This window comes from Brevibacillus invocatus, from assembly GCF_003710915.1.
GTDB lineage: Bacteria > Bacillota > Bacilli > Brevibacillales > Brevibacillaceae > Brevibacillus > Brevibacillus invocatus.
In genome coordinates, this window is record NZ_RHHR01000010.1 from 398,300 (window position 1) to 420,960 (window position 22,661).

At 48.5% G+C, this 22,661-nt stretch carries 23 protein-coding genes; 6 read left to right on the forward strand and 17 right to left on the reverse strand.

The window, feature by feature from the left end; translation table 11 throughout:
- Window positions 1-23: 23 nt before the first annotated feature.
- The 8 genes from EDM52_RS08085 to EDM52_RS08120 all read right to left on the reverse strand — a co-directional run bounded on the left by EDM52_RS08085 (window position 24) and on the right by EDM52_RS08120 (window position 8,174).
- Window positions 24-1,433, reverse strand: a complete 1,410-nt coding sequence (locus EDM52_RS08085) for an MBL fold metallo-hydrolase (protein WP_122908486.1) — start codon at window positions 1,431-1,433, stop codon at window positions 24-26.
- A gap of 14 nt (window positions 1,434-1,447) precedes the next feature.
- A complete protein-coding gene (locus tag EDM52_RS08090) occupies window positions 1,448-2,020 on the reverse strand; it encodes a DUF1641 domain-containing protein (protein WP_276330098.1) in 573 nt (190 codons plus the stop codon).
- Window positions 2,021-2,063: 43 nt separating this feature from the next.
- Window positions 2,064-3,263, reverse strand: a complete 1,200-nt coding sequence (locus EDM52_RS08095) for an FAD/NAD(P)-binding oxidoreductase (RefSeq protein WP_122908488.1) — start codon at window positions 3,261-3,263, stop codon at window positions 2,064-2,066.
- Window positions 3,264-3,467: 204 nt separating this feature from the next.
- On the reverse strand, window positions 3,468-4,112 hold the full coding sequence (locus tag EDM52_RS08100; RefSeq protein WP_122908489.1) for a response regulator: 645 nt from the start codon (window positions 4,110-4,112) through the stop codon (window positions 3,468-3,470).
- Window positions 4,087-5,178, reverse strand: a complete 1,092-nt coding sequence (locus EDM52_RS08105) for a PAS domain-containing sensor histidine kinase (protein WP_122908490.1) — start codon at window positions 5,176-5,178, stop codon at window positions 4,087-4,089. The genes EDM52_RS08100 and EDM52_RS08105 overlap by 26 nt, the downstream gene beginning before the upstream one ends.
- A gap of 21 nt (window positions 5,179-5,199) precedes the next feature.
- Window positions 5,200-6,228, reverse strand: a complete 1,029-nt coding sequence (locus EDM52_RS08110; RefSeq protein ID WP_122908491.1) for a cytochrome d ubiquinol oxidase subunit II — start codon at window positions 6,226-6,228, stop codon at window positions 5,200-5,202.
- Entirely contained in the window at window positions 6,225-7,547 is a 1,323-nt protein-coding gene (locus EDM52_RS08115) for a cytochrome ubiquinol oxidase subunit I (protein WP_122908556.1), read from the reverse strand. The genes EDM52_RS08110 and EDM52_RS08115 overlap by 4 nt, the downstream gene beginning before the upstream one ends.
- 186 nt (window positions 7,548-7,733) lie before the next feature.
- Window positions 7,734-8,174 (reverse strand): CBS domain-containing protein, encoded by a 441-nt coding sequence (locus EDM52_RS08120; RefSeq protein ID WP_122908492.1) that lies wholly within the window; start codon window positions 8,172-8,174, stop codon window positions 7,734-7,736.
- A 173-nt stretch (window positions 8,175-8,347) separates the two neighbouring features.
- Here EDM52_RS08120 and EDM52_RS08125 point away from each other — a divergent pair, with 173 nt between their 5' ends.
- Both EDM52_RS08125 and ftsW read left to right on the forward strand, forming a co-directional pair.
- On the forward strand, window positions 8,348-8,692 hold the full coding sequence (locus EDM52_RS08125; protein ID WP_122908493.1) for a YugN family protein: 345 nt from the start codon (window positions 8,348-8,350) through the stop codon (window positions 8,690-8,692).
- A gap of 70 nt (window positions 8,693-8,762) precedes the next feature.
- Entirely contained in the window at window positions 8,763-9,944 is a 1,182-nt protein-coding gene (gene ftsW, locus EDM52_RS08130) for a putative lipid II flippase FtsW (RefSeq protein WP_122908494.1), read from the forward strand.
- 41 nt (window positions 9,945-9,985) lie between these two features.
- Here ftsW and EDM52_RS08135 read toward each other — a convergent pair whose 3' ends face one another.
- Window positions 9,986-10,318 carry an Asp23/Gls24 family envelope stress response protein gene (locus EDM52_RS08135; RefSeq protein ID WP_122908495.1) on the reverse strand — a complete coding sequence of 111 codons (333 nt, stop codon included), beginning with the start codon at window positions 10,316-10,318 and terminating at the stop codon, window positions 9,986-9,988.
- A gap of 255 nt (window positions 10,319-10,573) precedes the next feature.
- On the opposite strand from EDM52_RS08135, the gene sleB reads away from it, so the two are divergent.
- Window positions 10,574-11,338: a spore cortex-lytic enzyme gene (sleB, locus tag EDM52_RS08140; protein ID WP_122908496.1), complete on the forward strand. Its 765-nt coding sequence runs from the start codon at window positions 10,574-10,576 to the stop codon at window positions 11,336-11,338.
- Window positions 11,339-11,414: 76 nt separating this feature from the next.
- On the opposite strand, the gene EDM52_RS08145 is transcribed toward sleB, so the two are convergent.
- Window positions 11,415-11,672 carry a hypothetical protein gene (locus tag EDM52_RS08145; protein ID WP_122908497.1) on the reverse strand — a complete coding sequence of 86 codons (258 nt, stop codon included), beginning with the start codon at window positions 11,670-11,672 and terminating at the stop codon, window positions 11,415-11,417.
- A gap of 112 nt (window positions 11,673-11,784) precedes the next feature.
- Between EDM52_RS08145 and cax the strand changes: the two genes are divergently transcribed.
- Window positions 11,785-12,828: a calcium/proton exchanger gene (cax, locus tag EDM52_RS08150; protein ID WP_122908498.1), complete on the forward strand. Its 1,044-nt coding sequence runs from the start codon at window positions 11,785-11,787 to the stop codon at window positions 12,826-12,828.
- 65 nt (window positions 12,829-12,893) lie between these two features.
- Here the strand turns inward: cax and EDM52_RS08155 are convergent, their stop codons facing one another.
- The 4 genes from EDM52_RS08155 to EDM52_RS08170 all read right to left on the reverse strand — a co-directional run bounded on the left by EDM52_RS08155 (window position 12,894) and on the right by EDM52_RS08170 (window position 16,988).
- Window positions 12,894-14,228, reverse strand: a complete 1,335-nt coding sequence (locus EDM52_RS08155; RefSeq protein WP_122908499.1) for a sodium-dependent transporter — start codon at window positions 14,226-14,228, stop codon at window positions 12,894-12,896.
- A 186-nt stretch (window positions 14,229-14,414) separates the two neighbouring features.
- Window positions 14,415-14,696 (reverse strand): Fpa/YlaN family protein, encoded by a 282-nt coding sequence (locus tag EDM52_RS08160; protein WP_122908500.1) that lies wholly within the window; start codon window positions 14,694-14,696, stop codon window positions 14,415-14,417.
- A gap of 93 nt (window positions 14,697-14,789) precedes the next feature.
- Window positions 14,790-15,722, reverse strand: coding sequence for a glutaminase A (glsA, locus tag EDM52_RS08165; RefSeq protein WP_122908501.1), 933 nt, complete (start codon window positions 15,720-15,722; stop codon window positions 14,790-14,792).
- Window positions 15,723-15,797: 75 nt separating this feature from the next.
- The gene (locus EDM52_RS08170; RefSeq protein ID WP_122908502.1) at window positions 15,798-16,988 is read right to left on the reverse strand and encodes a MalY/PatB family protein; all 1,191 of its coding nucleotides are present in this window, start codon (window positions 16,986-16,988) and stop codon (window positions 15,798-15,800) included.
- A 145-nt stretch (window positions 16,989-17,133) separates the two neighbouring features.
- Between EDM52_RS08170 and EDM52_RS08175 the strand changes: the two genes are divergently transcribed.
- Window positions 17,134-17,649 (forward strand): hypothetical protein, encoded by a 516-nt coding sequence (locus tag EDM52_RS08175; RefSeq protein ID WP_122908503.1) that lies wholly within the window; start codon window positions 17,134-17,136, stop codon window positions 17,647-17,649.
- 97 nt (window positions 17,650-17,746) lie between these two features.
- Here EDM52_RS08175 and sda read toward each other — a convergent pair whose 3' ends face one another.
- Together sda and EDM52_RS08185 are read right to left on the reverse strand one after the other, a co-directional pair.
- Window positions 17,747-17,875, reverse strand: coding sequence for a sporulation histidine kinase inhibitor Sda (gene sda, locus EDM52_RS08180; RefSeq protein WP_276531803.1), 129 nt, complete (start codon window positions 17,873-17,875; stop codon window positions 17,747-17,749).
- 293 nt (window positions 17,876-18,168) lie between these two features.
- Window positions 18,169-19,380 (reverse strand): ornithine--oxo-acid transaminase, encoded by a 1,212-nt coding sequence (locus EDM52_RS08185; RefSeq protein ID WP_122908505.1) that lies wholly within the window; start codon window positions 19,378-19,380, stop codon window positions 18,169-18,171.
- A gap of 263 nt (window positions 19,381-19,643) precedes the next feature.
- On the opposite strand from EDM52_RS08185, the gene EDM52_RS08190 reads away from it, so the two are divergent.
- Window positions 19,644-21,062 (forward strand): sigma-54 interaction domain-containing protein, encoded by a 1,419-nt coding sequence (locus EDM52_RS08190; RefSeq protein ID WP_122908557.1) that lies wholly within the window; start codon window positions 19,644-19,646, stop codon window positions 21,060-21,062.
- A 272-nt stretch (window positions 21,063-21,334) separates the two neighbouring features.
- Here the strand turns inward: EDM52_RS08190 and EDM52_RS08195 are convergent, their stop codons facing one another.
- Entirely contained in the window at window positions 21,335-22,552 is a 1,218-nt protein-coding gene (locus tag EDM52_RS08195) for an MDR family MFS transporter (RefSeq protein WP_122908506.1), read from the reverse strand.
- Between the last annotated feature and the right edge of the window lie 109 nt (window positions 22,553-22,661).

Genomic DNA, 22,661 nt, shown 5'->3' on the forward strand with positions numbered 1-22,661 from the left:
GTTTGCCTCCTTGTACGTGCCCGTTAGACGGTTACCAGACCATCCCTCTTCCATTTATCGATGCCGCCGGACAGGTTGATGACCTCTTTGAATCCGTTTGCTTGCAGGATGCTCGCGGCGATCGCCGAACGTGCACCGGAACGGCATTGCACGACGATCGGTTTATCCTGAGAAATTTCACTCATTCTGCCTGGCAATGTCCCGAGCATGATGTGCTGGGCATTTGGGATATGGCCTTCGTTCCACTCTGCCTGATTGCGAACGTCGAGGATATGCACTTCCCCACTTTCGACTTTCTTGGCAATTTCGGCTGGTGTTACTTCATCATAGGATTCGAGGGCAAATGCATCACTGGCAAATATCTTTGCGCAATCAATCAGCCCAACCACATGGTCGATCCCTACGGAGCGCAACGTTTTCAGATTATCCTCCAGATTTTCTGGATTGGTCAGCAGGTAAAGAGGACGGCTGTAGTCGACAATCCAACCCGCCCAATTCGTGAACGCCTTGTTATACGGAATATTGAGTGTTCCTTCGATATGGCCTTTGGCAAAATCCTGAGCAGGGCGCAGGTCAAGAATCTGCTCGTTGCTAAACACTGCCTTGACATCTTCCGTCGCGGATACTTCTTTTGGCACGGGAAGATTGCCGATCAACTCTGGTCCCACTTTGTTTACATGCTTCATGACTGCAAAATATTTAGGCGGTTCTGGTTGACCGTCCAGCAAAGCCTGAACGAACTCGTCTTCATTTGTGTGCTGCAGAGCCCAGTTGAACAGCTTTTCGTAACCGACTGTCGAGGAAGGAACCGCACCCAATGCCTTCCCACACGCACTTCCTGCACCGTGTGCTGGCCAAACCTGCAAGTAATCCGGAAGCTGTTTGAATTTCATGAGGGATTGGAACATATCTCGTGCACCTGTTTCAGAAGTGCCTTTGATTCCCGCAGCTTTTTCCAATAGGTCTGGTCTGCCTACATCTCCGACGAAAACAAAATCCCCCGTGAAAATACCCATAGGACGGTCAGCGCTGCCTCCACGGTCTGTCAGCAGAAAAGAAATGCTTTCCGGTGTGTGGCCTGGCGTGTGCATCACTTCAAATACCAGATTGCCTATCGTAAACGTATCACCATCGTGCAAAAGCTGATGGCTCAAGCCCTCAACGTATTGATAGCGCCAGTCATCTCCACCTTCGTCAGACAGGTACAGCTTCGCTTGATGGGTCGCTCCCAGCTCACGCGCACCGGAAACAAAATCAGCGTGAATATGGGTTTCCGTCGCAGCCACAATTTTTACGCCTTCTGCTTTGGCTACTTGAAAATAAGGCTCCAGGTTTCGGCTAGGGTCAATGACAATTGCTTCTCCTGTTCTTTGACAACCTACAAGATAGGATGCATGAGCGAGCTTTTCATCGTAAAAATAACGTAACAACATGGGAGGTTCCTCCTTTATTTTGAATGTCTTTGTTTTTCTCCAATGACTTCTACCACGGATTGTGCAAAGCGCAATCCTTTCTGAACGGTAGGATCTTTCAACAGCTTGTAGAGGTCAAAAATCGAGACAGACTGCTGCTTCTGTTCGGATCGTTCCTTTGCCTCCTGAAACACCTCTACCGCATGATCGATCTGCTGGGTGACAGGCTTGATGTATCCCTGCACGCTGGCGAACAAATATTGCTGAGACTCTTTGTCCTTCATCAATGATTCCGCCAGATCGGCTACTTGTTCGAGAGCGCTTACAAGCTTCAAAATCTTCGGCATTTTATCCATCAAAGCCATGAGAGCCACGATTGATTCCTTTTCTATGCGAAACGGCGCCATTTGTTCTTCTGCCCGCTCGAATAGACTGCGCAAGGACTGCTGATCCTTCATGACGGAGGTTGCAAACTCCAGTCCTTGCTCCGCTGCCAGAACTGCATCCTTGATCTTGGGGAGCTTTTGGATGAGTGTTTGTATGGCTTCCTGCACTTCTGGATCTGACAAACCTTCGAAAGCAGTATCGTTTTTTTGTTGCTCCTTCATCTCATTCACGACTTTTTCTCCTCCTTTCCCTCATTTCGATGGTCTACATCAGCCCTTTCAACATGCCATTCCAATACACCACTGGAAGCATGTCCTTCTTCATCACATACATGCTGAAGCGTTCTTTGGACTGGTCAAACGGAAAGGTCTCCTGCGGATTCTGATTGTAGTCAAACTCCGCCAGAACCAGCTTGTTGTATCCTGTAACCAACGGACAAGACGTATATCCGTTGTAGTGAGCGGTCAATGGCTCGTCGCGCATGAGAGCCAGCAGATTGTTCTCCACGACGGGTGCTTGCTTGCGAATCGCAGCCCCTGTTTTCGATGTAGGGAGATTGGCGCAATCACCGAGGCCAAATACGTTCGGATACGTTTTATGCTGCAAGGTGTACGGATCGACGTCCACCCAGCCTCCCTGATCGGTCAGCGAGCTTTCTTTCAGGAAATCCGGTGCTTTCATGATCGGAGTCACGTGAAGCAAATCGTACTTGATTACTTCCTGTTCCTTGGTATCCAGATTTTCAAATACCGCTTCCTTCACATCAGCCCGAACCTCGATCAAATTTCTTTTGTATTTGGTTTGGATGCCTTTACGCTTGACGACTTGATCAAGTGTATCCGCGTATTTCTTCACATCGAATATCACGGATTTTGCAGAAGCAAAGATGACTTCTGATTGCTTGCGTACTCCTGACTTGCGGAAGTAATCGTCAGCCAGATACATGATCTTCTGAGGTGCTCCACCGCACTTCACAGGAGAGTTGGGATGCGTGAAAATGGCAGTGCCTCCCTTGAAGCTTTGGATCGCTTCCCAGGTACTGTCTACCGATTCATAGGAGTAGTTGCTGCATACTCCGTCTTTGCCCAGCGCATCCTTCAGACCCTTGATGCCATCCCAGTGAATGTGAAGTCCTGCAGCCACAACCAGATAATCATAGGTAACCGTGGTTCCCGCTTGCGTCTGTAGTTGATTTTGTTCCGGCTGAAAGGAGGTAACGGCATCTTGCATCCAATCCACGCCTTCCGGGATCAATGAAGACATCTCACGCTCTGAATCTTCTTTCTTGGCTGCTCCTCCGCCTACCAGCGTCCATAATGGCTGATAATAGTGCTTGGAGGCAGGATCTATGATGACGATGTTTCCTTTGAGTTGCTTGGAAGCGCGAGCCAGTCTAGCCGCCACAGAAATGCCCGCTGTCCCTGCACCTACAATGGCTACTGTATAATGAACCTGATTTGCCATTCCTCTAACCCCCTATTCATTTTTTCATGCCCTGCATAAATGGTGACAAGAAGATGTACATCTCTATCTCTTAGTCTACTCCTCCGAATTTTTTTACATATAGGGGAACTCCCCTACTTTTGGTCCGGACTGGTGGAAACAAAAAAGTCCTTTACGATGCCTGATGGCACGAAAAGGACTTTATGAAAAGCTGTTGCATTCCAGCTAGAACGCCAGCTCCAAATATTTGTTCTTGATCGCATACTGGATCAGCTCATGCTTCGAATCGATGGAAAGCTTTTGCATGATGTTGGTTTTGTGGTTTTCTACAGTCTTCACGCTGATGGACAGCTTTTCTGCGATGTCTTTATTGGTATAGCCCAAGACAATCAGTCGCACAATCTCCTTTTCCCGATCCGTCAAAATAGAAGGCATGACCTTGGCGTCTGACTTCATCCATTGTCGGATCATCTCCTGGGAGACAGAGGTTCTGTAAAAGTGCTTACCCTGGTAAACCTCATGGATCGCCTGATACAGGAGCTCGCCATGACTGTTTTTTAAAATGTACCCATGGGCACCTACCGCAATCGCCTGCTGAACAAAAATCTCTTCGTCATGCATCGTAAGCACCACGATCTTGACAGCAGGATTCTGTTTCCGAATTTCTTTGCTTGCCGAAAAACCATCCAGCCCATTCGGCATGGACAAATCCATCAGTACGACATCAGGGGCAAGCTGCTTGGTCTTGATGACAGCATCATTGCCATCATGACTTTCGCCCACGATTTTGATATCGGCATTGCCTTCCAGCAGGACTCGCAATCCTTTGCGTATCATCGTATGATCATCTACCAGCAGGACTCGTATCACTTTTCTCCCCTCCTTGCACCCTGACGACGACTTTGATCGTGGTTCCTGCAAAAGGTGCGGTTTGGATATTAAGCTTTCCTCCCATTTGATACACTCTTTCTTCCATATGCTTGAGTCCAAGTCCAACCTTTACATGATCCATCACAAAGCCAATCCCGTTATCCTGGACGATCAGTACCAACTCGTCCTGCTCCTTGTATAAGATGACCTCTATCAAGCTCGCTTTCGAATATTTCAAAGCGTTGTGAAGGGCCTCCTGAATGACGCGGTACAGATTGATTTCGAGGATCGGCGGTACCCGATCGTCTACATGGGCATGCGAAAAAGTAATATTTACATGCAGATGCGTCTTGTTCAGGCTCGATACCAGATGCCTGACTGTCGGAATCAATCCCAAATGATCGAGACTGTGTGGCCGCAGCTGTAGTGAGTACAGCTTGACGTCCTGGATTGCTTTTTCCAGTTCATCGACAATCTCCTGCATGTATTCCTTGAATTGCTCTTCTTGCTTGACGCGTGCTTGGATTGCTTGCAAGCCGACAGATACGGAATAGAGAGATTGTCCGACGCCATCATGCAGCTCCTGAGCCAGTCGTTTGTGCTCGTTCTCCTGTGCCTCCAGTGTTTTTTGCAGAACCAGCTTGGAGATTCTCGCTTCTTCTTCCTTCAGCTTGGAAGTGAGGTCTTTGACAACCAGCAAGACTTCCTGCTGCTTCTGCTCGCGGTTTTCATAGATGACTGCCGTACTCATTTCCATATCTACGTACCGCCCCTCATAGGTTGGCATGGACGATAGAAAATAGGGGACCTCCCGCTTGGCGAGTAGGTAGCAGCGCTCCTCGCCCGGCTCCAGCTCTCTTGTCTGACAGTACGAGCAATAAGGGACCTGATCTCCTTTTTTCCAGCCCGTAATCCGCTCTGCAGACGGATTCATGAGAAGAATTTTCCTTGCCTGATCCATCACGATGATTCCGTCCTGCAGGTGGAAAAAAATTTGCTTCAAATAGCCGCTTTCCATCGCGATGTCTTCTCCATACCAATTGTTCAGAGGGGTATTTTCCTGCATAGCTTCCTCCCGGGTAGACGATTACCTTTGTACGGCTTTTTCTTTTCCTTGTACATATTTTACGTCAAACAGGAACATTTTCATCAAGAGATACAGCGAGGGGATAAGCAAACACAAACCCACTATGAATCCGGTCACCAGCGCCTTGCCCATCACAGGGCTGTTGATGCTGTCTGAAATCGTGATGTAGGGATAGAGCAAATACGGCAGATGCGATATGCCATAGCCGTAAAAGGCGAAAGCAAATTGCAGCATAACCATGACAAATGCCCAACCGTAATGTTTTTTCTTCAACAGAAGAGCCAAGGCCACCAGAAAGCTGGCTAAAGACAGCAGGAACAGCCAGCTGATGTCCAGCATGTTTTGAAAATGCTCCGGATTGTGTTGATAGATGGCGAAAAAAACGAGCATGCTGGCAAAGATCGTTGGCAGACTCCACATGATCGCATATTTGTGAAAGATGACGGTCGATTTGCGGTCCTTCGCCTTGTCTGCGTAATACGTCAAAAAGCTGGCACTAATAAACAGAATGCTGACAATCGCAAGGATAACGACAGACCAGGCATATGGACTTTTCAGCAATTGATCAGACAGGAATTCCACGAGACCGTTCGTTTCACGGATAAATCCCCCTTCTGAGATCGTGAGAACGGTCGCCAGCGATGCCGGTATAAACAGTCCCGTCAAACCGTACACGCCTGTGTACAGCATGCTGTTCCTCACACCATAATGGGCAAAGGCGTAGAAGGAGCCGCGCAGGGAGAGCAGAACCAGTGCGATGCTGCCGGGAACAAGCAGAGCCGTGCCATAGTAATAGGCGGTCGACGGGAAAAACCCGATCAAGCCCACAAAAAAGAACACCAGAAATACGTTTGTCACTTCCCATACAGGCGACAAATACCGCTCGATGATGGAGTTGACCAGATGATCCTCCTTTTTTACTTTGCAATAAAAGGAGAAAAAGCCAGCACCAAAATCAATCGAAGCTACGATGAGATAGCCGTACAGAAAGGTCCAAAGAACCGTAATACCCAGTATTTCCAGACTCATCGCGATTCACCTCCTGTTACAGACGGATAGACCTTATCCATGACAACAGGCTGCTTGTATATACGCAGCAGAATAGATGTTGAGACTACTGCAAGGAACAGGTAGAGCAGGGAAAATAACGCGAGCATTTCGCCTACGTTGGTGGCACTCGTCACCGCATGGGTCGTCTTCATATAGCCCACCAAAATCCACGGCTGTCGACCGATTTCTGTAAAAATCCACCCAAGCTCAATTGCGAGCATGGCCAGTGGAGCACCACCGATAATGAACATCAGTTCCCAAGGGGACGCCTCTTTTTTGAGCCATTTTTTCCGAACGAAATACCAGACGGGAACGATGATCATATAGCCGCCGATCGCTACCATTCCATCGAACAGATAGTGAATAAACAGCGGCGGACGCAAATCCTCAGGGACCTCATTCAATCCCTTCACTTCACCGTCCAGTGTGTTGGTAGCAAGAACACTCAACGCATACGGCAGTCGAAGCGCATATTTGATCTCATGAGTCTCTTCATCCAAAACCCCACCAAATATTAACTCAGCCTCTCCTTTGGTCTCAAAATGCCACTCTGCGGCAGCTAGTTTTTCTGGCTGGTGTTTGGCCAGGTATTTACCAGCGATATCCCCCCAAAGAGCGGTGCCAAGCGAGAATATCAGTGCCAGTGAGAGGGTCAGTTGCAGCGCTTTCTTGTAATACGCCGTCGCATTTCCTCGCAATAGTTTGTATGCTGCCAATGCTGCCAGGACAAAAGCTGAGGTCGCATAAGAGGAAAAAATCATATGCCCGGCTTTGGAAGGAGTCGCTGCGTTAAACATCGCCTGAAGCGGCTCAATCGCGACAATCGATCCGTTTTCCAGCGAAAAGCCTTGCGGTGCGTTCATGAACGCATTAACTGTCATGATAAAAAAAGCCGATGCGGTAGATCCAATGATGACTGGAATCGAGAATGCCCAGTGCAGATAAGGGTTCTTGAACCGATTCCAGGTGTACAGGTAGACACCCAAAAAAATGGCTTCAAAGAAAAAGGCAAACGTCTCCAGGAAAAGCGGCAAGGCAATGGCCTCACCTGCCGTCTTCATAAAGCTTGGCCACAACAAGCTCAGCTGTAAGCCGATACACGTTCCGGTTACGACACCTACCGCGACTGTCACTGTAAAGCCCTTGCTCCAGCGTTTCGCCATTTGTGTATATCGAGGATCTTTTTTTCGAATACCCAGCCACTCAGCAATCGAGATCAGCACAGGAATCCCTACGCCAAGCACCGCAAAAATAATATGAAATCCCAATGTAAGGGACGTCAAAATACGGGCATACATCACATTTTCCAATTTGGTTCCCTCCCTACGTTACCAGCTGGTACTTCTCTATTTGTCACCTCTATGATAGGCTTTGCTGAGAGCTTGACGTATAGGTGGGTTCCCCTATCTTTTTAGGTCAATACGAAAAAGACTGCCGGATTACCCGACAGCCTTTCGCATACTACTGCCTCACGTTTGGCAGTCTCAGTGCGATGTAGGTTGGGAAATTTCTTGAATAGCATCGCTCGCTTCATCGTGGTGGGCCTGGCGGACAGCCATGTCAGCAATCGCCACAATTCCGACAAGTTTTCCGTGCTCCACCACAGGAAGGCGACGAATTTGATGCTGCGCCATGATCTTGGCAGCCTCGTCGACAGTCATGCCTGGCTGTCCGAGAATGATGTCACGCGTCATGACTTTCTCGGTTGCAGTAGAGCCCTCATGCTTCTCTGCAAGTCCACGAATGACAATATCACGGTCTGTAATCACGCCGATCACGTCATTTTTCTCATCTACCACCGGGATAACGCCAACATTCCAGTCTCGCATTTTGCAAGCAACCTCGTACACATTATCCTTAAGTGTCACCGTCGCGACATCTTTTGTCATGATTTCACGCAACGTACGATCTTCCACTTTTGCCATCCACTTCTCCTCCTTTTGCTATGAGACGATTGTAGTGTGTCCAGCTCCTTAGAGTCTCATTCAAAGGTGAAAGCTTGAAGATCTCTTGACATCCCGTACTTATGCATTGCGCTTCTTCCAAAAAGATACTATATTAAGAAGTGAAAAACTCACCATTTGTAGGAGGAAAAAGAATGGTTATCAAGGAAACAGGGATCGGCAGCAAAGAAGTCTTTTTCGCCGATCTGGAGCACTACATGAGTGATCTCGGATTTGACCGCGGTGCCTGGGATTACAAACACGCTACATACGATTATAAAATCGATGATAAAGGCAATACCTACTATCTGCGTATCGAAGCCAACGTGACGAAAGGAAAGTTGGAAGATTCGCATGCAGAGCTGAAATTGGAAGAGCCACTAATCGGCAAACACCTCTTCCCGCATGGAATCGATTATGATTGCAACATGCCAGACAGCGTTGTTCAAACCGCAAAACGCAAACTGCAAATGCTGAACGAAAAAATTTCTTCGCACTAAGTAATTTCACAAGCGCTACAGGTGCAGAGAGGTAACCCCTCTCTGTTTCACGTAGAAGGGGGTTTTCACTATGAAGACACGGGGCGTTCCCGACTTCTTGCTCCTGTTTTTAACCGCCCTGCTCGTCGGTTTTGGCTTGCTTATGGTACTTAGCGCTAGTTCAATTTTTGCCCTGACCAGTTTTACAGCACATGGCTGTAGTTATTGCAACGGTGATGAGCTGTATTTTGTAAAACGGCAAGTAACTTTCTTATTGCTGGGTATTTTAGGTATGTTAATCGCGATGAACATTCCCTTCTCTTTTTACAAGCGCAATTTTTTAGGGATTGCCTTCATCAGCTTCATTGGCTTGTTTCTGGTATTGATTCCTGGTATTGGAACGGAGGTCAACGGAGCGCGCTCCTGGTTTCGCTTGGGAATTGGTAATTTGCAGCCTGCGGAGTTTGCCAAATTGGGCTTGATTTTGTATCTGGCAGCCATTATCAGCAAAAAAGGCGACGGAATTCGCAAAATGAAGTCAGGATTGATGCCTCCATTGCTGATAACGGGTCTATTTTTTATGTTGATTGCACTTCAACCAGACCTGGGTTCCGCAGCGATTCTTCTGGGGACTGCTTTGATCGTCATGGTGTGCGGTGGAGCCAGGATCATCCAGCTAATCGTAATTGGTTTGCCTACCGTATCCCTCGCCTTGTTCGCGTACATCAGTACAAAAGAGTACGCGCTCAACCGGATTAATTCCTATATGGACCCATGGAGCGATCCTCTCCACACCGGATACAATATTATCCAATCCTGGATTGCTATTGCACATGGCGGGATGTCGGGTACCGGATTTGGCAGAAGCATTCAAAAATATTTGTACCTTCCGGAAGCACACACAGATTTTATTTTTGCGATCATTTCGGAAGAGTTAGGTTTTATTGGCGCGTCCCTGTTTTTGCTGGTGTATCTGATTTACCTGCTGCGTGGGATTCACATCTGCCTGAAGGTCAAAGATACCTTTGCCAGTCTGGTCGGCATCGGGGTCGTCACTATGATTGGTTTGCAAGCGCTGATCAATATCGGCGGTGTCACAGGATTGATTCCTTTGACTGGTGTTCCCTTGCCGTTTATCAGCTACGGCGGCTCCTCCCTCTTGGTCTGTCTGATCTCCACAGGAATATTGCTTTCCGTTTCGCGGGAGGTTAGCCGGCAAAAGGTCGAGGAACAGCTGACCAAGCAGCAACACCAGCACCCATTCTCGGCATGAGAAAAACCAAAACAAACGACCTGCACGCAAGCAGGTCGTTTTTACTTGATTTCAATCGTTTCCACCCGGACGTTGATGGACTCAACCTCTAGCCCGGTAATATCCTCTACTGTTTCCTTCACTTTTTCCTGTACCAGTTGACAAACGTGATGAATCGGCGCTCCATAACGAACGGATACTCGCATATCAATCGTGACCCTGCCCTCCAGGATGGACACATTGATGCCTTTGGTGCCGCCATTGATCTTCTTTGCGAAATCCTGGTACAAGCCTCCGGAACGTATCGTAACATCCAACACTTCTTCAACGGCCACTCCAGCCACAACAGCCACGACATTATCAGCTACCCTGATCTCACCGATTCTCTCCGACATCTGGACGTCCTCCTTTCACCCGCGTCGAGCCCACTTGTCAGTTCCTTTTTATCTGATTTTTCTTCCATTATAATCAATCACAGCTTGGGCTTGAAAGAAAAATTCTAGGCTCCTGTCCTCATTATCTCCAGTATTTTACTATGCAAGACTTACGAAAACTGGGGAACCTATCAACCAAGGACAAATGATGCCTGCCTGGATGTACGAACGAGCAAGCTGTACCCAGGTGTGGTCATGATAAGGAGAGGATTTACCATGAAGCGGCCTGTAAAATGGCTGATTGCTTTCTTGCTTGTCGCAGGTCTATTGACGACAGTAGCTACGATTTCACCTGTACGTTCTGATGCTTTCAGCAAACAGATCGTCAAAGTAGGGGCTCAAGGCAAAGATGTACGGGAAATGCAAGGACGACTCAAATTTATTGGCTTCTATACGGGAAAAGTGGATGGTATTTTCGGCTGGCGCTCTTACTGGGCATTGCGCAACTTTCAATATGAGTTTGGGTTGCCTGTGGACGGTGTACTCGGACCGAAAACAAAGCTGAAACTGTACAATGCCACCAAAAACTACAGGCCGTCCGCTGCTGATCTTGGCGTGCCTCAAACAGCTCAGCCGGCACCTACTCCTGCTCCTTCAGCCAATAAAACGTATCACGCAACAGGCGTATCGAGCAATGACCTGAAATTGATGGCCAACGCCGTCTATGGGGAAGCTCGTGGGGAACCTTATATCGGACAAGTAGCCGTAGCGGCGGTTATTCTGAACCGGACCAAGAGCTCTTCCTTTCCAAACACACCCGCTGCTGTCATTTTTGAACCGCGTGCCTTTACAGCCGTAGCCGACGGACAAATTTGGCTGACCCCGAATGAAACGGCGAAAAAGGCAGTCAACGATGCATTAAAGGGCTGGGATCCGACGGGTGGTGCCATATATTACTTCAACCCGGATACTGCGACATCAGGGTGGATCTGGACACGGCCCCAAATTAAAAAAATCGGCAAGCATATATTCTGCCGCTAAGCACGTACACAGAATGCTCCAAAGTCAAACAGGCACTCAGTCATCATCTCGACTGTAGTGCCTGTTTTTCATTCACTTACGAACGCTGACCCTGCATATGCTGGGCCATCTTGGCAAAACGTTCTTCCGGTTCTGTGGTACCGCACACCCCACACTGAATCATGAAATTTTCCCCTTTGTACGGTTGGTGAAAAGCATCCAACTGATCGGAGGACAACTCCGCCACGACCTCTCCTGATTGCGGATCGAGGCGCATGTAGCGAGGCATTTGCTCGATCACCGTAAACCTCATGCGATTGGATTTGCAAGTTGGACAGAGCAATGGTCTTGTCAAGGGTTCCACCTCCAGATTTATTCACCGATTAGTTTCCTTCCAAAAGAGGAAAGCTATACCTATTCGACTGCCAACCCGATTGGAAAACAAAGATCTGCCTGGAGGAGAACGGATGAATCCACGCCTATTTTTCTCGCTGATCGCCGCAAGCTTGCTGCTCGCTGCGTTCGCCCACTATTTGACGGAAAATGAGATCTTTCAGTTTGTCACGGCTTCTATAGCTATCGTCGTGCTTGCAGCCTGGCTGGGGAAAGCGACAGAGAGCGTCGCTCATTACGCTGGGGACCGGATTGGAGGTTTTCTCAATGCGACCTTTGGCAATGCTGCGGAGTTGATCATTTCTTTTTTCCTCGTGCGGGAAGGATTGTTCGACATGGTGAAAGCATCGATCACCGGAGCGATCATCGGGAATATGCTCCTGGTGCTTGGCCTCAGTGTGCTGCTCGGGGGCATCAAGTACAAGGAGCAGAAGTTTAATGCCAAGCTTGCTGGTCACAACGCCTCCTTGATGACACTGGCCATTGCCGCCCTGTTTATCCCGGCAATCTTTATGCGTGAGCTTCCCCCCGTCAAAATTGAGACGCTGAGTATCGTGATTGCTGTTGTGCTGATCATTGCCTATTTGCTTTGGTTGGTCTTTTCGATGGTGACTCACAGCGATTTTTTGGCGGACCTTGATCCGCAAGAGAGTGAGCCCGTATGGTCCAAAGGAGTTTCGATCCTCATGCTGGCCTTGTCCACCGTGTTTGTCGCGATTGTGTCCGAATGGCTCGTACACGGTGTTGAACACCTCTCCAGCTCGTTTGGCTGGTCTGATCTGTTCGTTGGTGCCTTCGTGATTGCGATCATCGGAAATGCCGCAGAGCACAGCGCTGCCGTCCTCTTGGCTCTGAAAGGCCGGATCGGGGGTTCTGTAGAGATCGCCATCGGCTCCAGCCTGCAGATTGCCTTGTTCGTAGCACCTACACTCGTCTTGGTCAGCCTCCTGATCGGGAGACCGATGGATTTCGTCTTTACACCTTTTGAACTGGCTGCCATTGCTGCAGGCAGTCTGATCACGATCTCTATCACTCGTGACGGTGCTACCAACTGGTTTGAAGGTATGCTTTTGCTTACTGTCTACATCATCCTGGGTACAGCCTTTTTCTTCGTCTAGCTTCGGATCAAGCCATAGACTCGCTCATGAAAAAAGGACTGCTCCGTTGGCAGTCCTTTTCACGGTTAAAATACACCCAGCATATGCAGGAACACAAGGATAATAGCGATTGGGGCTACATATTTGAGCAGCATGAGCCAAAGAAGGAACATCTTTTTCCCGATGGAGGTTGTAGCCTGCAGTTCCTCGATCAGTACGGCTCTCTTCATTTTGAACGGTACGAAGATCGCGATTAAAAGAGCCCCCAGCGGCAGTAGAATATTGCTTACGAGGTAATCCGCCGCGTCGAAGATGGACTTGCCAAAAAGCTGGATATCAGCGAGCAGTCCATAGGAAAGAGCCGACGGGATTCCCGCCAGAAAGATCAGGAATCCAATGACCCAGGATAGTTTCTTCCGCTTCTGCTCGTCTCCTTTGGCTATGGACGCAACGATGATTTCCAGTAGCGAAAAGGCAGAAGTCAAGGTCGCAAACAGGAACAGCGCTAAAAAGATCAGGAGAAACAAGCTGCCGAGCGGAATTTGTTCAAAGACGGAGGGCAAGACAATAAATAGCAAGCCTGGCCCCGCCGTTGGTTCCACCCCCAAAGAGAACACGGCAGGAAATATCGCTAGACCGGCAAAGAGGGAGACCAACAGATTCAATCCGACAATAGAACCTGCCGATCGCACCAGATTTTCATTTTTCGCGAGGTAGGAGCTGTACGTCACCATTACGGATACCCCCACACTCAAGGAGAAAAACGACTGGCCCATCGCGTAGAGAATCGCTTCTGCATTCAGCTTGGAGAAGTCCGGCAGCAGGAAAAAGGCGACCCCTTCCATCGCACCCTCCAGCGTCAGGGAGCGAATCATGAGAACCAGAAAAAGAATAAACAAAGTCGGCATCATGTATTTGTTCGCGGACTCAATCCCGTTTTGCACGCCACGGGCGACCACCCATGAAGTGATCAGCATAAAAGCAAATTGTGCCGAAACAGCTCCTGCCGGATGGCCAATCACTTCTCTAAACAAAGCTTCATACGGCTGACCCATCAATTGGCCTGTAAAAGCGCGAATCAGATAGATGAGGATCCATCCGCCCACTACACTATAGAAGGAGAGTAGAATAAACGACGTGGCTACTCCAAGACGTCCAACCCAAGGCCAAAGCGTCCCCGGAGCAATCGCTTTGTACGCTGAGATGGCCTCTTTTTGGGTACTTCGGCCAATGGTAAACTCCGCCAGCAGCAGCGGCAGCCCAATCACGATGGTAAACAGCAGAAACAAAAGGAAAAACGCACCTCCCCCGCTCGTTCCTGCTACGTACGGAAATTTCCAGATGGCCCCCAAACCGATTGCCGAGCCGGCAGCTGCCAGGATAAAGCCTAATCTGTTCGTCCACTGCTCCTTTTGATTCATTGAATTGTGCACTCCTCTGTTGATTCTAGGTTGGTATTGAAAAATGAAAAACTCGCTCCACAAGGGAACGAGTTCTAATCTCGCGGTTGACCAATAGAACAAATCTACTGTAGTGGATTTTGTAAGGGATTACAATGCTTATTTTTGTCCAAATGAAAAACGAGGATGCATGGAGCTTCCTCGTTTTTACTTGTTGTTAAACATTTCATGAAGGTCGGCCAGCTTGCGCTCCAGTGAGCCCATGATTTCGCGACCAATCTCTTCCTCTATCAAACCGAGTCGTACCGCGTACTCTACTTCTCTTGAGAGCCCGAACATTTGCGTATCCAGTACTTCCTCATAAAGTGGGCACTGCGGCATGGTCAGGTTTTCCATCTGTACGTCGATCAGTTTAAAAATCTTGTCGGCGTCTGCTTGTAGCAACGCTAGCGCTTTTTGTTCCAGATCGATTACCTTTAATTCTGTCAAAACCTATCCCTCCGTTTGCCTCCATCCTTATCATCCATAGTACGCGATTCTGGGCGATTTGAAAAGGGGAGAAGAAGGATGAATTGCAACTAGCTAAAAGATACCAAGTTTCCACTCTCGCGACAACTGCTCCAGCAGCTTGACCCCTGCAACCGAATTTCCCTTGTCGTCGAGGGCTGGACCGAAGACTCCGATGCCCATACGATGAGGAACTGTAGCCAAAATCCCGCCTGCTACACCACTTTTGGCCGGAATACCTACATCGATCGCAAACTCCCCCGAAGCGTTGTACATGCCGCAAGTAACCATGAAGGTCTTGCAAATTCTCGCAATTGCTTGAGGAAATAGTTGTTCGCCTGTACAGCGGTCAAATCCATCAGCAGCCAAAACCATTCCCATGCGAGCCACCTCTTGGGCGGTCACCTCTATTGCACAATGCCGAAAGTATAGATCAAGGGTCTCATCTACATCAGCGGTAAGGACGCCACTGTCTTTTAAAAACCAGGCCAGGGCCCGATTGCGATCCGCTGTTTTTTTCTCAGAGCCGTATACTTCCTCGTTCACCCGGATGTCAGGATTTCCTGTCATTTTGCGCAGCAGATCCAGGATGCTGTCTAGACGTTCCTCTACGCCCTTCCCCTGAATCATTCCCGCTACGGCAATGGCTCCTGCATTGATCATCGGATTGAGAGGCTTGTGTGGCTTGATCGTCTCCAATTTGATAATGGAGTTGAACGGATCGCCAGTCGGCTCTTTTCCTACACGCGAAAACACTTCATCCGGCCCGTTCTGGCACAGTGCGACAATAAGTGAAAAAAGCTTGGAAATACTTTGCAAGGTAAAGCATACATCCGTATCACCCGTATTCAGAAACGTCCCGTCCGGCAAGCATACACTAACCCCTAATTGCCCCGGGTCCTGTTTGGCTAATTCCGGTATGTAGGCAGCCACCCGCCCACGATCCACAAACGCTTTGCCTGTGCTCCATGCTGCTTCCAACTGTTTTTGATCATACTGGTTGTTCATCACAGAACCTCTCAATCGACGACTAGTTTGTGAAATTGATTGTAAAGATGTAAAATCCTCCTGTCAAACGACGTTCTACCTCGAGAGCTCTACATGCTCAAGTACAGCCTTTTCCAATCGTTCCAGCCCCTCTTGAAGCAAGGCACGAGGACACGCGTAGTTGATTCGGCAGAACCCAGTGCCTGCTTGTCCAAAAATCGCGCCGTCCTGCATGCCGATGCGAGCTTTTTGCTGCAGCAATTGGAGCAAGTCTTTCTGTGGCAAGTTCAGCTTGCGAAAGTCTATCCAGCCCAAATACGTCGCTTCGGGTACACGCATGGAAACCTGCGGCAGCCTTTCTTGCAGAAACTGATGGATGAACTTCGCATTTTCATGCAAATACGGAAGCAGCTGATCGAGCCATTCTTCCCCATGCTGGTACGCCGCGATGGTCGCTTCGATTCCAAAAATATTGACGAGCTCATGACCCATACGGGCTGCTGTTGTCTTAAAAGCTCTTAGCAATTCACTGTTTTGCGTCAACACAAAGGAAGTGAACAAGCCTGCTATATTAAAAGTCTTACTTGCCGCCAGCAATGTCACACTTTGGTTGGCAAGCTCGGATGGTAAAGCGTAGTACGGGGTGTGGCTGCCTTTTTCATACACGAGATCGGCGTGAATCTCGTCGGAGATGACCAGAACACCATTTTTCACGCACAGATCGCCCATACGAATGAGTTCGTCACGCGTCCACACTCGTCCCACCGGATTGTGCGGACTGCAAAGCAGCAGCAGCTTGGCTTGGGGATCCCGCAGCTTGGCTTCCAGATCGTCCCAATCGATTTCGTAGCGACCATCCTTCTCCAGTAGCAGATTCTCCACCACCTGGCGTCCGCGATGTTCCACTGCCGAGAAAAAGGGATGGTAGACCGGCGGCTGTACGACTATTTTATCCCCTGGGGAGGTAAAGGCATCGATGGCTACATGCATGGCTGGAATGACACCCGCGATACTGGTCATCCAGCTCGTCTCCACTTCTACAGCGAAGCGCCGATGAATCCATTCTTTTAACGAACCGAAAAAAGCATCTGGCTTGATGCCATACCCGTAAATGGGGTGTGCCGCACGTTTGGAAAGAGCCTCCGTAATTGCAGGTAGGCAGGTGAAGTCCATATCCGCTACCCACAGAGGAATCATCCCTTCCCGGTTATATTCCGGTTGATTAGATTCCCACTTCAGACTGTCCGTTCCCTTGCGATCTACTACCGCATCAAAAACGTACTTCATATTGCCATCCCCATTTCTGATTTTTCTGTTAACAGAATATACCTTCTATTGGTATTTTCACAAGTAGATTCCCAATTTGCCTGCACTTCTTTTCCTAGGGTACAATGAAAGGGAAAAAATGATTCTACATTCGGAGGAATACCTCATGTCTGAAGTGATTGTGTTCAAAGGAGCTGTCTCCTTCCCCATTACCCTGGATCCTACCGTCTGGATTTTTGACGATCGGAAAATTGACTTGAGCACCTATACAGGTGAAGGCGATTCTGCTGATTCCGGAAAAGCCAAGTACCTGAAGGGCACCGGAGCCCAGTGGGATAAAGAGCTTGCAGAAGGCGCCCAGCTGCCGTCAGAGAGGCCAACCAGTCTGGTAGAAGCACGAAAAGCGCTGGAAGGTGACTACGGGATGCGTCTTGATCCGTTCATCACGAACGCTCAACCGTTGCCTGAAGCTACGCATGTCCGTCTTCATCGAGAAAACCAGGAGCCTATTACGTTGACAATTGCAGAAGCGAGAAACGCAATCCTGCAATTTTCACGTGACGGGAAACCAATCCGTGAGAACGGACCCGTCTATTTTTATCTGCCTGAAATGCTGCTTGCCAAGGAAGCTCCAATCGAAGGGATCACGATCATCGAGTTCGTCCAAAATCCTGAGAGCTAATTGCCAATACAGTATGGAAAAAAGCCATCCTTTTGATTCAATCGGATGGCTTTTTTACGTCTCATTTTCCGCTTTCTATGAACAATCAAGCATGCAATCAAGCACTCGCTTTGGAAATTCGTATGTTACGTTGTTTCAATTCCTGGCTCAGTAGTTCAATAAAAGCAGCATCTAGTTGAAGGTCGATAGCACGATGATATACCTCTATCAACATTTGATCGCTCATGTATTTCACCCTTGCTCACCTCCAGCTTTCTGATGAACCCATTTTATCAAAAGCTTGTACATCGAACAATCGTTCCTCTATCCACAAGCCTTGTGGACATCGTGTGGGTATCTTGTGGGCAAACTGTGCGCAAGTTCCGAAAACCCATTTGCCTCTATGTGAATATCCAAATCGAAGATATCCACAATTACTCGATTTTTGTCGAAAGAAAAATATTCCTCACTACGGTTTTTCGTACAAAAATGAAAAAAGGCCTTCCCAAAAGAAGGCCTTTTTTCATGTCTCACTCCTATTTACGGTTGTGCAATCTCGGTAACATGCAAAATTTGTTTGATCCGCTCGATTGCCCAGTCCAGCTCTTCTTTGCTGATGACAAGTGGTGGAGCAAAACGAATGGTCGTTTCATGGGTTTCCTTGCAGAGCAGACCCAGCTCTTTCAGCTTTTCGCAGTATGGTCGCGCAGCTGTCGACAATTCCAGGCCAATGAATAATCCCCGACCACGAATATCCTGAATCAATGGATTTTGGATTTCCTCTAATTTCTCCTTGAAATAAGCCCCAAGCTCCAGAGATCGTTGTACCAAGCCCTCGTCTTCCAATACGTCCATCGCCGCCACAGCAACCGCACATGCCAACGGATTACCGCCAAATGTGGAACCGTGCGAGCCTGGTTCGAAAACATTGAGAACTTCCTTGTCAGCCGCAACAGCAGAAATCGGGAGCACGCCGCCACCCAGGGCCTTGCCCATGATGTACATATCAGGCTTGACACCTTCCCAGTCGCTGGCAAACAGCTTTCCTGTTCGTCCAAATCCGGTTTGGATCTCGTCGCTTACCAGAAGGACATTGTTTTCTTTACATACATCATACGCTGCTTTCAGGAAGCCCTCAGGAGGCATGATGATCCCTGCTTCTCCTTGGATGGGTTCAAGCATAAAGGCAGCGGTATTTGGAGTAATGGCTTGTTTCAGTGCATCAATGTCTCCGTATGGAATGATCTTGAATCCTGGAGTAAAGGGACCAAAGCCGCGGCGATATTCTTCCGCTGAAGAGAAGGAAGTGACCGTGACCGTACGACCGTGAAAGTTACCTTCGCAGACAATGATTTCAGCTTTATCCGCCTCTACCTTCTTCACGTCATAGGCCCATCGCCGCACTGCTTTTATCGCGGTCTCTACCGCTTCAGCCCCTGTGTTCATCGGCAAAATCATGTCTTTGCCGGTTAAGGCTGACAGTTTTTCGTAAAAGATACCCAGCTGATCGTTGTAGAAGGCACGCGAAGTGAGTGTCACCTTGTCCGCTTGATCCTTCAGTGCAGCGATGATGCGCGGGTGACGATGTCCCTGGTTCAGTGCAGAGTATGCGCTTAGCATGTCCAGATATTTGTTGCCTTCCGGATCGTATACCCATACTCCCTCGGCACGATTAATCACAATCGGGAGTGGATGATAGTTATGCGCTCCGAATTTTTCCGTTTGCTCAATCACTGCTTTTGTATGTGTCATATTGACGACCTCCTTCAAAATGGACACTTTCCTTACTGAGTAGAGCAAGAATGATGCCAACACGACAACCAGTGCTGCAATAGGAATCCCCTACAAAAACGCAAAATTTTTTTACTTCTATCCATGCTGCCATTTTTTGCTGCAAAAATCCTTGGCACATTTCGCAACTATGCTATGATTAAGCTATAAGAAAACCTCTATCTATCGGGGCCTTCGTCAGGCCACTCCCCCGTAACTTTTGAGGTAGAAAGCTGGTGATTCCCATGTCATCTCCCCTGCAACACCACGGACCGGATACGTTGCTTCGGATGTACGAGCATATCCTGAATGAAATCAACGAGGGTGTCCATATCATCGATCGTAACGGCACAACGATCCTTTACAACCGCAAAATGATGGAGTTGGAAGCGATGACGGCTCAGGATGTGTTGAATAAACCTTTGTCAGAGGTATTCGTCTTTCCTGAGGGTCAAGCGAGTACATTGCTCACTTGCTTGCAAACGGGCAAGAGTATCCGCAATACCAAACAAACGTACTTCAATGGAAAGCGCAAAGAAATCACGACAATCAACCATACCCTCCCCATCGTCGAGAATGGACAGGTGATCGGAGCTGTCGAAATCGCCAACGACATCACGAAAATGGAACGGTTGATTCGTGAAAATCTCCAGGAAAAAAACGGCGCACGCTATACATTTGCTGATATCGTTGGCAACAGTTTGTCACTGCGAGAAGTAGTGGCAAATGCCAGCCGTGCAGCCCGTACCTCATCCTCAGTTCTGGTGGTCGGCGAGACAGGAGCGGGCAAGGAATTGTTTGTGCAAAGCATCCACAATGCCAGTCACCGTGCTTCCCGACCTTTTATCTCGCAAAACTGTGCTGCCCTGCCGGACACCCTGATCGAGGGACTGCTATTCGGGACTGCACGTGGTGCGTTTACAGGAGCTATAGAGCGTCCCGGTCTTTTTGAACAGGCAGAAGCTGGCACACTTTTCTTGGATGAGATCAACGCGCTTAGTATGCCTCTCCAGGCCAAATTGTTACGTGCTTTGCAGGAGAAGACCATTCGACGCATCGGCGATACCAAAGACCGCGCGATCGATGTCCGAATCATAGCAGCATTGAACGAAGATCCGATCGAGGCCATCGCCAATCAGCATTTGCGAAAAGATCTTTACTACCGCCTGGGCGTGGTCACCTTGTTCATCCCACCGCTTCGCGAACGGTTGGAGGATGTTCCGGTTCTTGTGGAGCATTTTATTCAAAAGTACAATCCGTTGTTTCAAATGGAAGTCACGGGTGTCAGTGAAGATGCGATGGCCTTTTTCATGCAGCACGACTGGCCGGGCAACATCCGTGAGCTGCAGCACTTGATCGAGGGTGCGATGAATTTGATGGGTGAGGAAACGCTGATTACGCTCGAGCATTTACCCTTGCACTTTTTGGGTCGATCACCAGCCGTAAACGTGAACAACACTGTCAGTCACACCCCATCTATTTCAACTCCGCCTTCGGGACAGCCACTCAAGGAGGTCATGGAGGATTTTGAAACCTCCTACATCCAACAGACTGTTACCAAGCACAATGGCAATATCTCCAGAGCGGCGAAGGAGCTGCAAATCAGCAGACAAAGCTTGCAGTACCGATTGAAAAAATTGGGAATCCGCAATCCCAACGATTAGTGTAAAGGTAAAAAAGAAAAGCTTGTGACGCCCTTCGAGGAGCGCACAAGCTTTTCTTTCTTTTCGTCATGTTGAGTCCTATATGGAGATACTTACAATTTCTGTGACTACAACCATCGCAAATACGGCAAATCCCAGGGAACTCGTAACTAGCAGCATGAGCTTCAGTTTTTTCATATCTTCCATGAAATGGTCCCTCTCTTTCCTGCGCCAAACGTCTATACCGTTATATACGTTTGACTACAGAAAAATGTTTCAGGTCGCTCAAGTTTTCATAAATTTGCCATCTTTGTACAATCCTTTTCCATCTCATTGGTATCCTGCTCCATCTGATACAGCTTCCAGGCAACAATCAGACCGACCAAGAGACAAATGCTCCATGGCATCCACGGCATGGCCATCTCTCTGCCCAGGTCGTACACCCAGCCGCCGACAATCTGTCCGACGGAACCTCCAATGGCAACCGAGTAACCATTAAAGCCATAGTAGGCACCTACCAGCTCTTTTGGCGCAAATCTCGGTACCATCTCCACCAGGTTGGGAACAGAAATCATCGTTCCTAATGCGTAAAGGAACACGTTGATGAGCATGAGCCATAGTGATTGGGTAAAAGTAAGCATGAACAGTCCGATGCCCATGACCAGTGTACCGATCCCAATCAAGGTAAGTCTTTGCTGATAGCCGTCCAGCCACCGCGTGACCTGCATTTGCAGCACGATGACGGAAATGGAAACCGTCGACAGGACGACACCTACGTAAAATTTATCATGCATCACATCCTCGACAAATCGAGGGATCGTCAGGAAGATCTGCATGTTCAGATAATAGTAGCCCATCAAAATAATCGTAAAGCGTACAAAGCGTTTGTCTTTGATGACATGCGACATGCTCTCCCAAACGCTGTATCGGGTGTTCTTCGCTGCAATCGGTGGCAGTAGAAAGAACAACACGAGTCCGCAAAGGGCGAAAATACCCCCTGCAAACAAAGAAAGGTACGTAAAGTCGACCGCTGCCAGCGCAGTACCCACCAGTTGGGAGCCGACGACACCGATATTACCCAATACATTGCGGAAAGCGAATACTTCCTTGCGCACGGAATCAGGTGTATGCACAGCAAATGCGGCCGATACTGCCGGGTCAAAGAGAGAACCCCCAAGACCTGATAAAATAGCAGCGACAAAGAAATGCCACGTCTCGGTGCAATACGCAAACATGGCAAAACCAACGGCACGTACAAGCATGCCGATGACCATCGTGCCCTTGTAGCCAAATAAATCTGCCATCGCTCCGCCCAAAAAGGCGAATCCTTGCTGTGAAAATTGCCTGACACTTAATACCAAGGCAGCCATTGCCAAGGTCCAACCGATGCTCCCGGTCAAATGTAATGTGAGATACGGGATTAACGCATAAAAGCCTAGATTCATCATGAAGGAGGTGGATAACAGCAGCTTTACAGCTAGCGGTGTCTCCCTCCATGTTTCGCTCTTCATGTCCTGTACGCCTCTCTCTCATATCTCCCGATTGATTTAGGGATACTCCCAGCTTAAAGAACAAGGTATACTTTGAGAAACGAACAAAATTGGTTATGGTTATCAAATA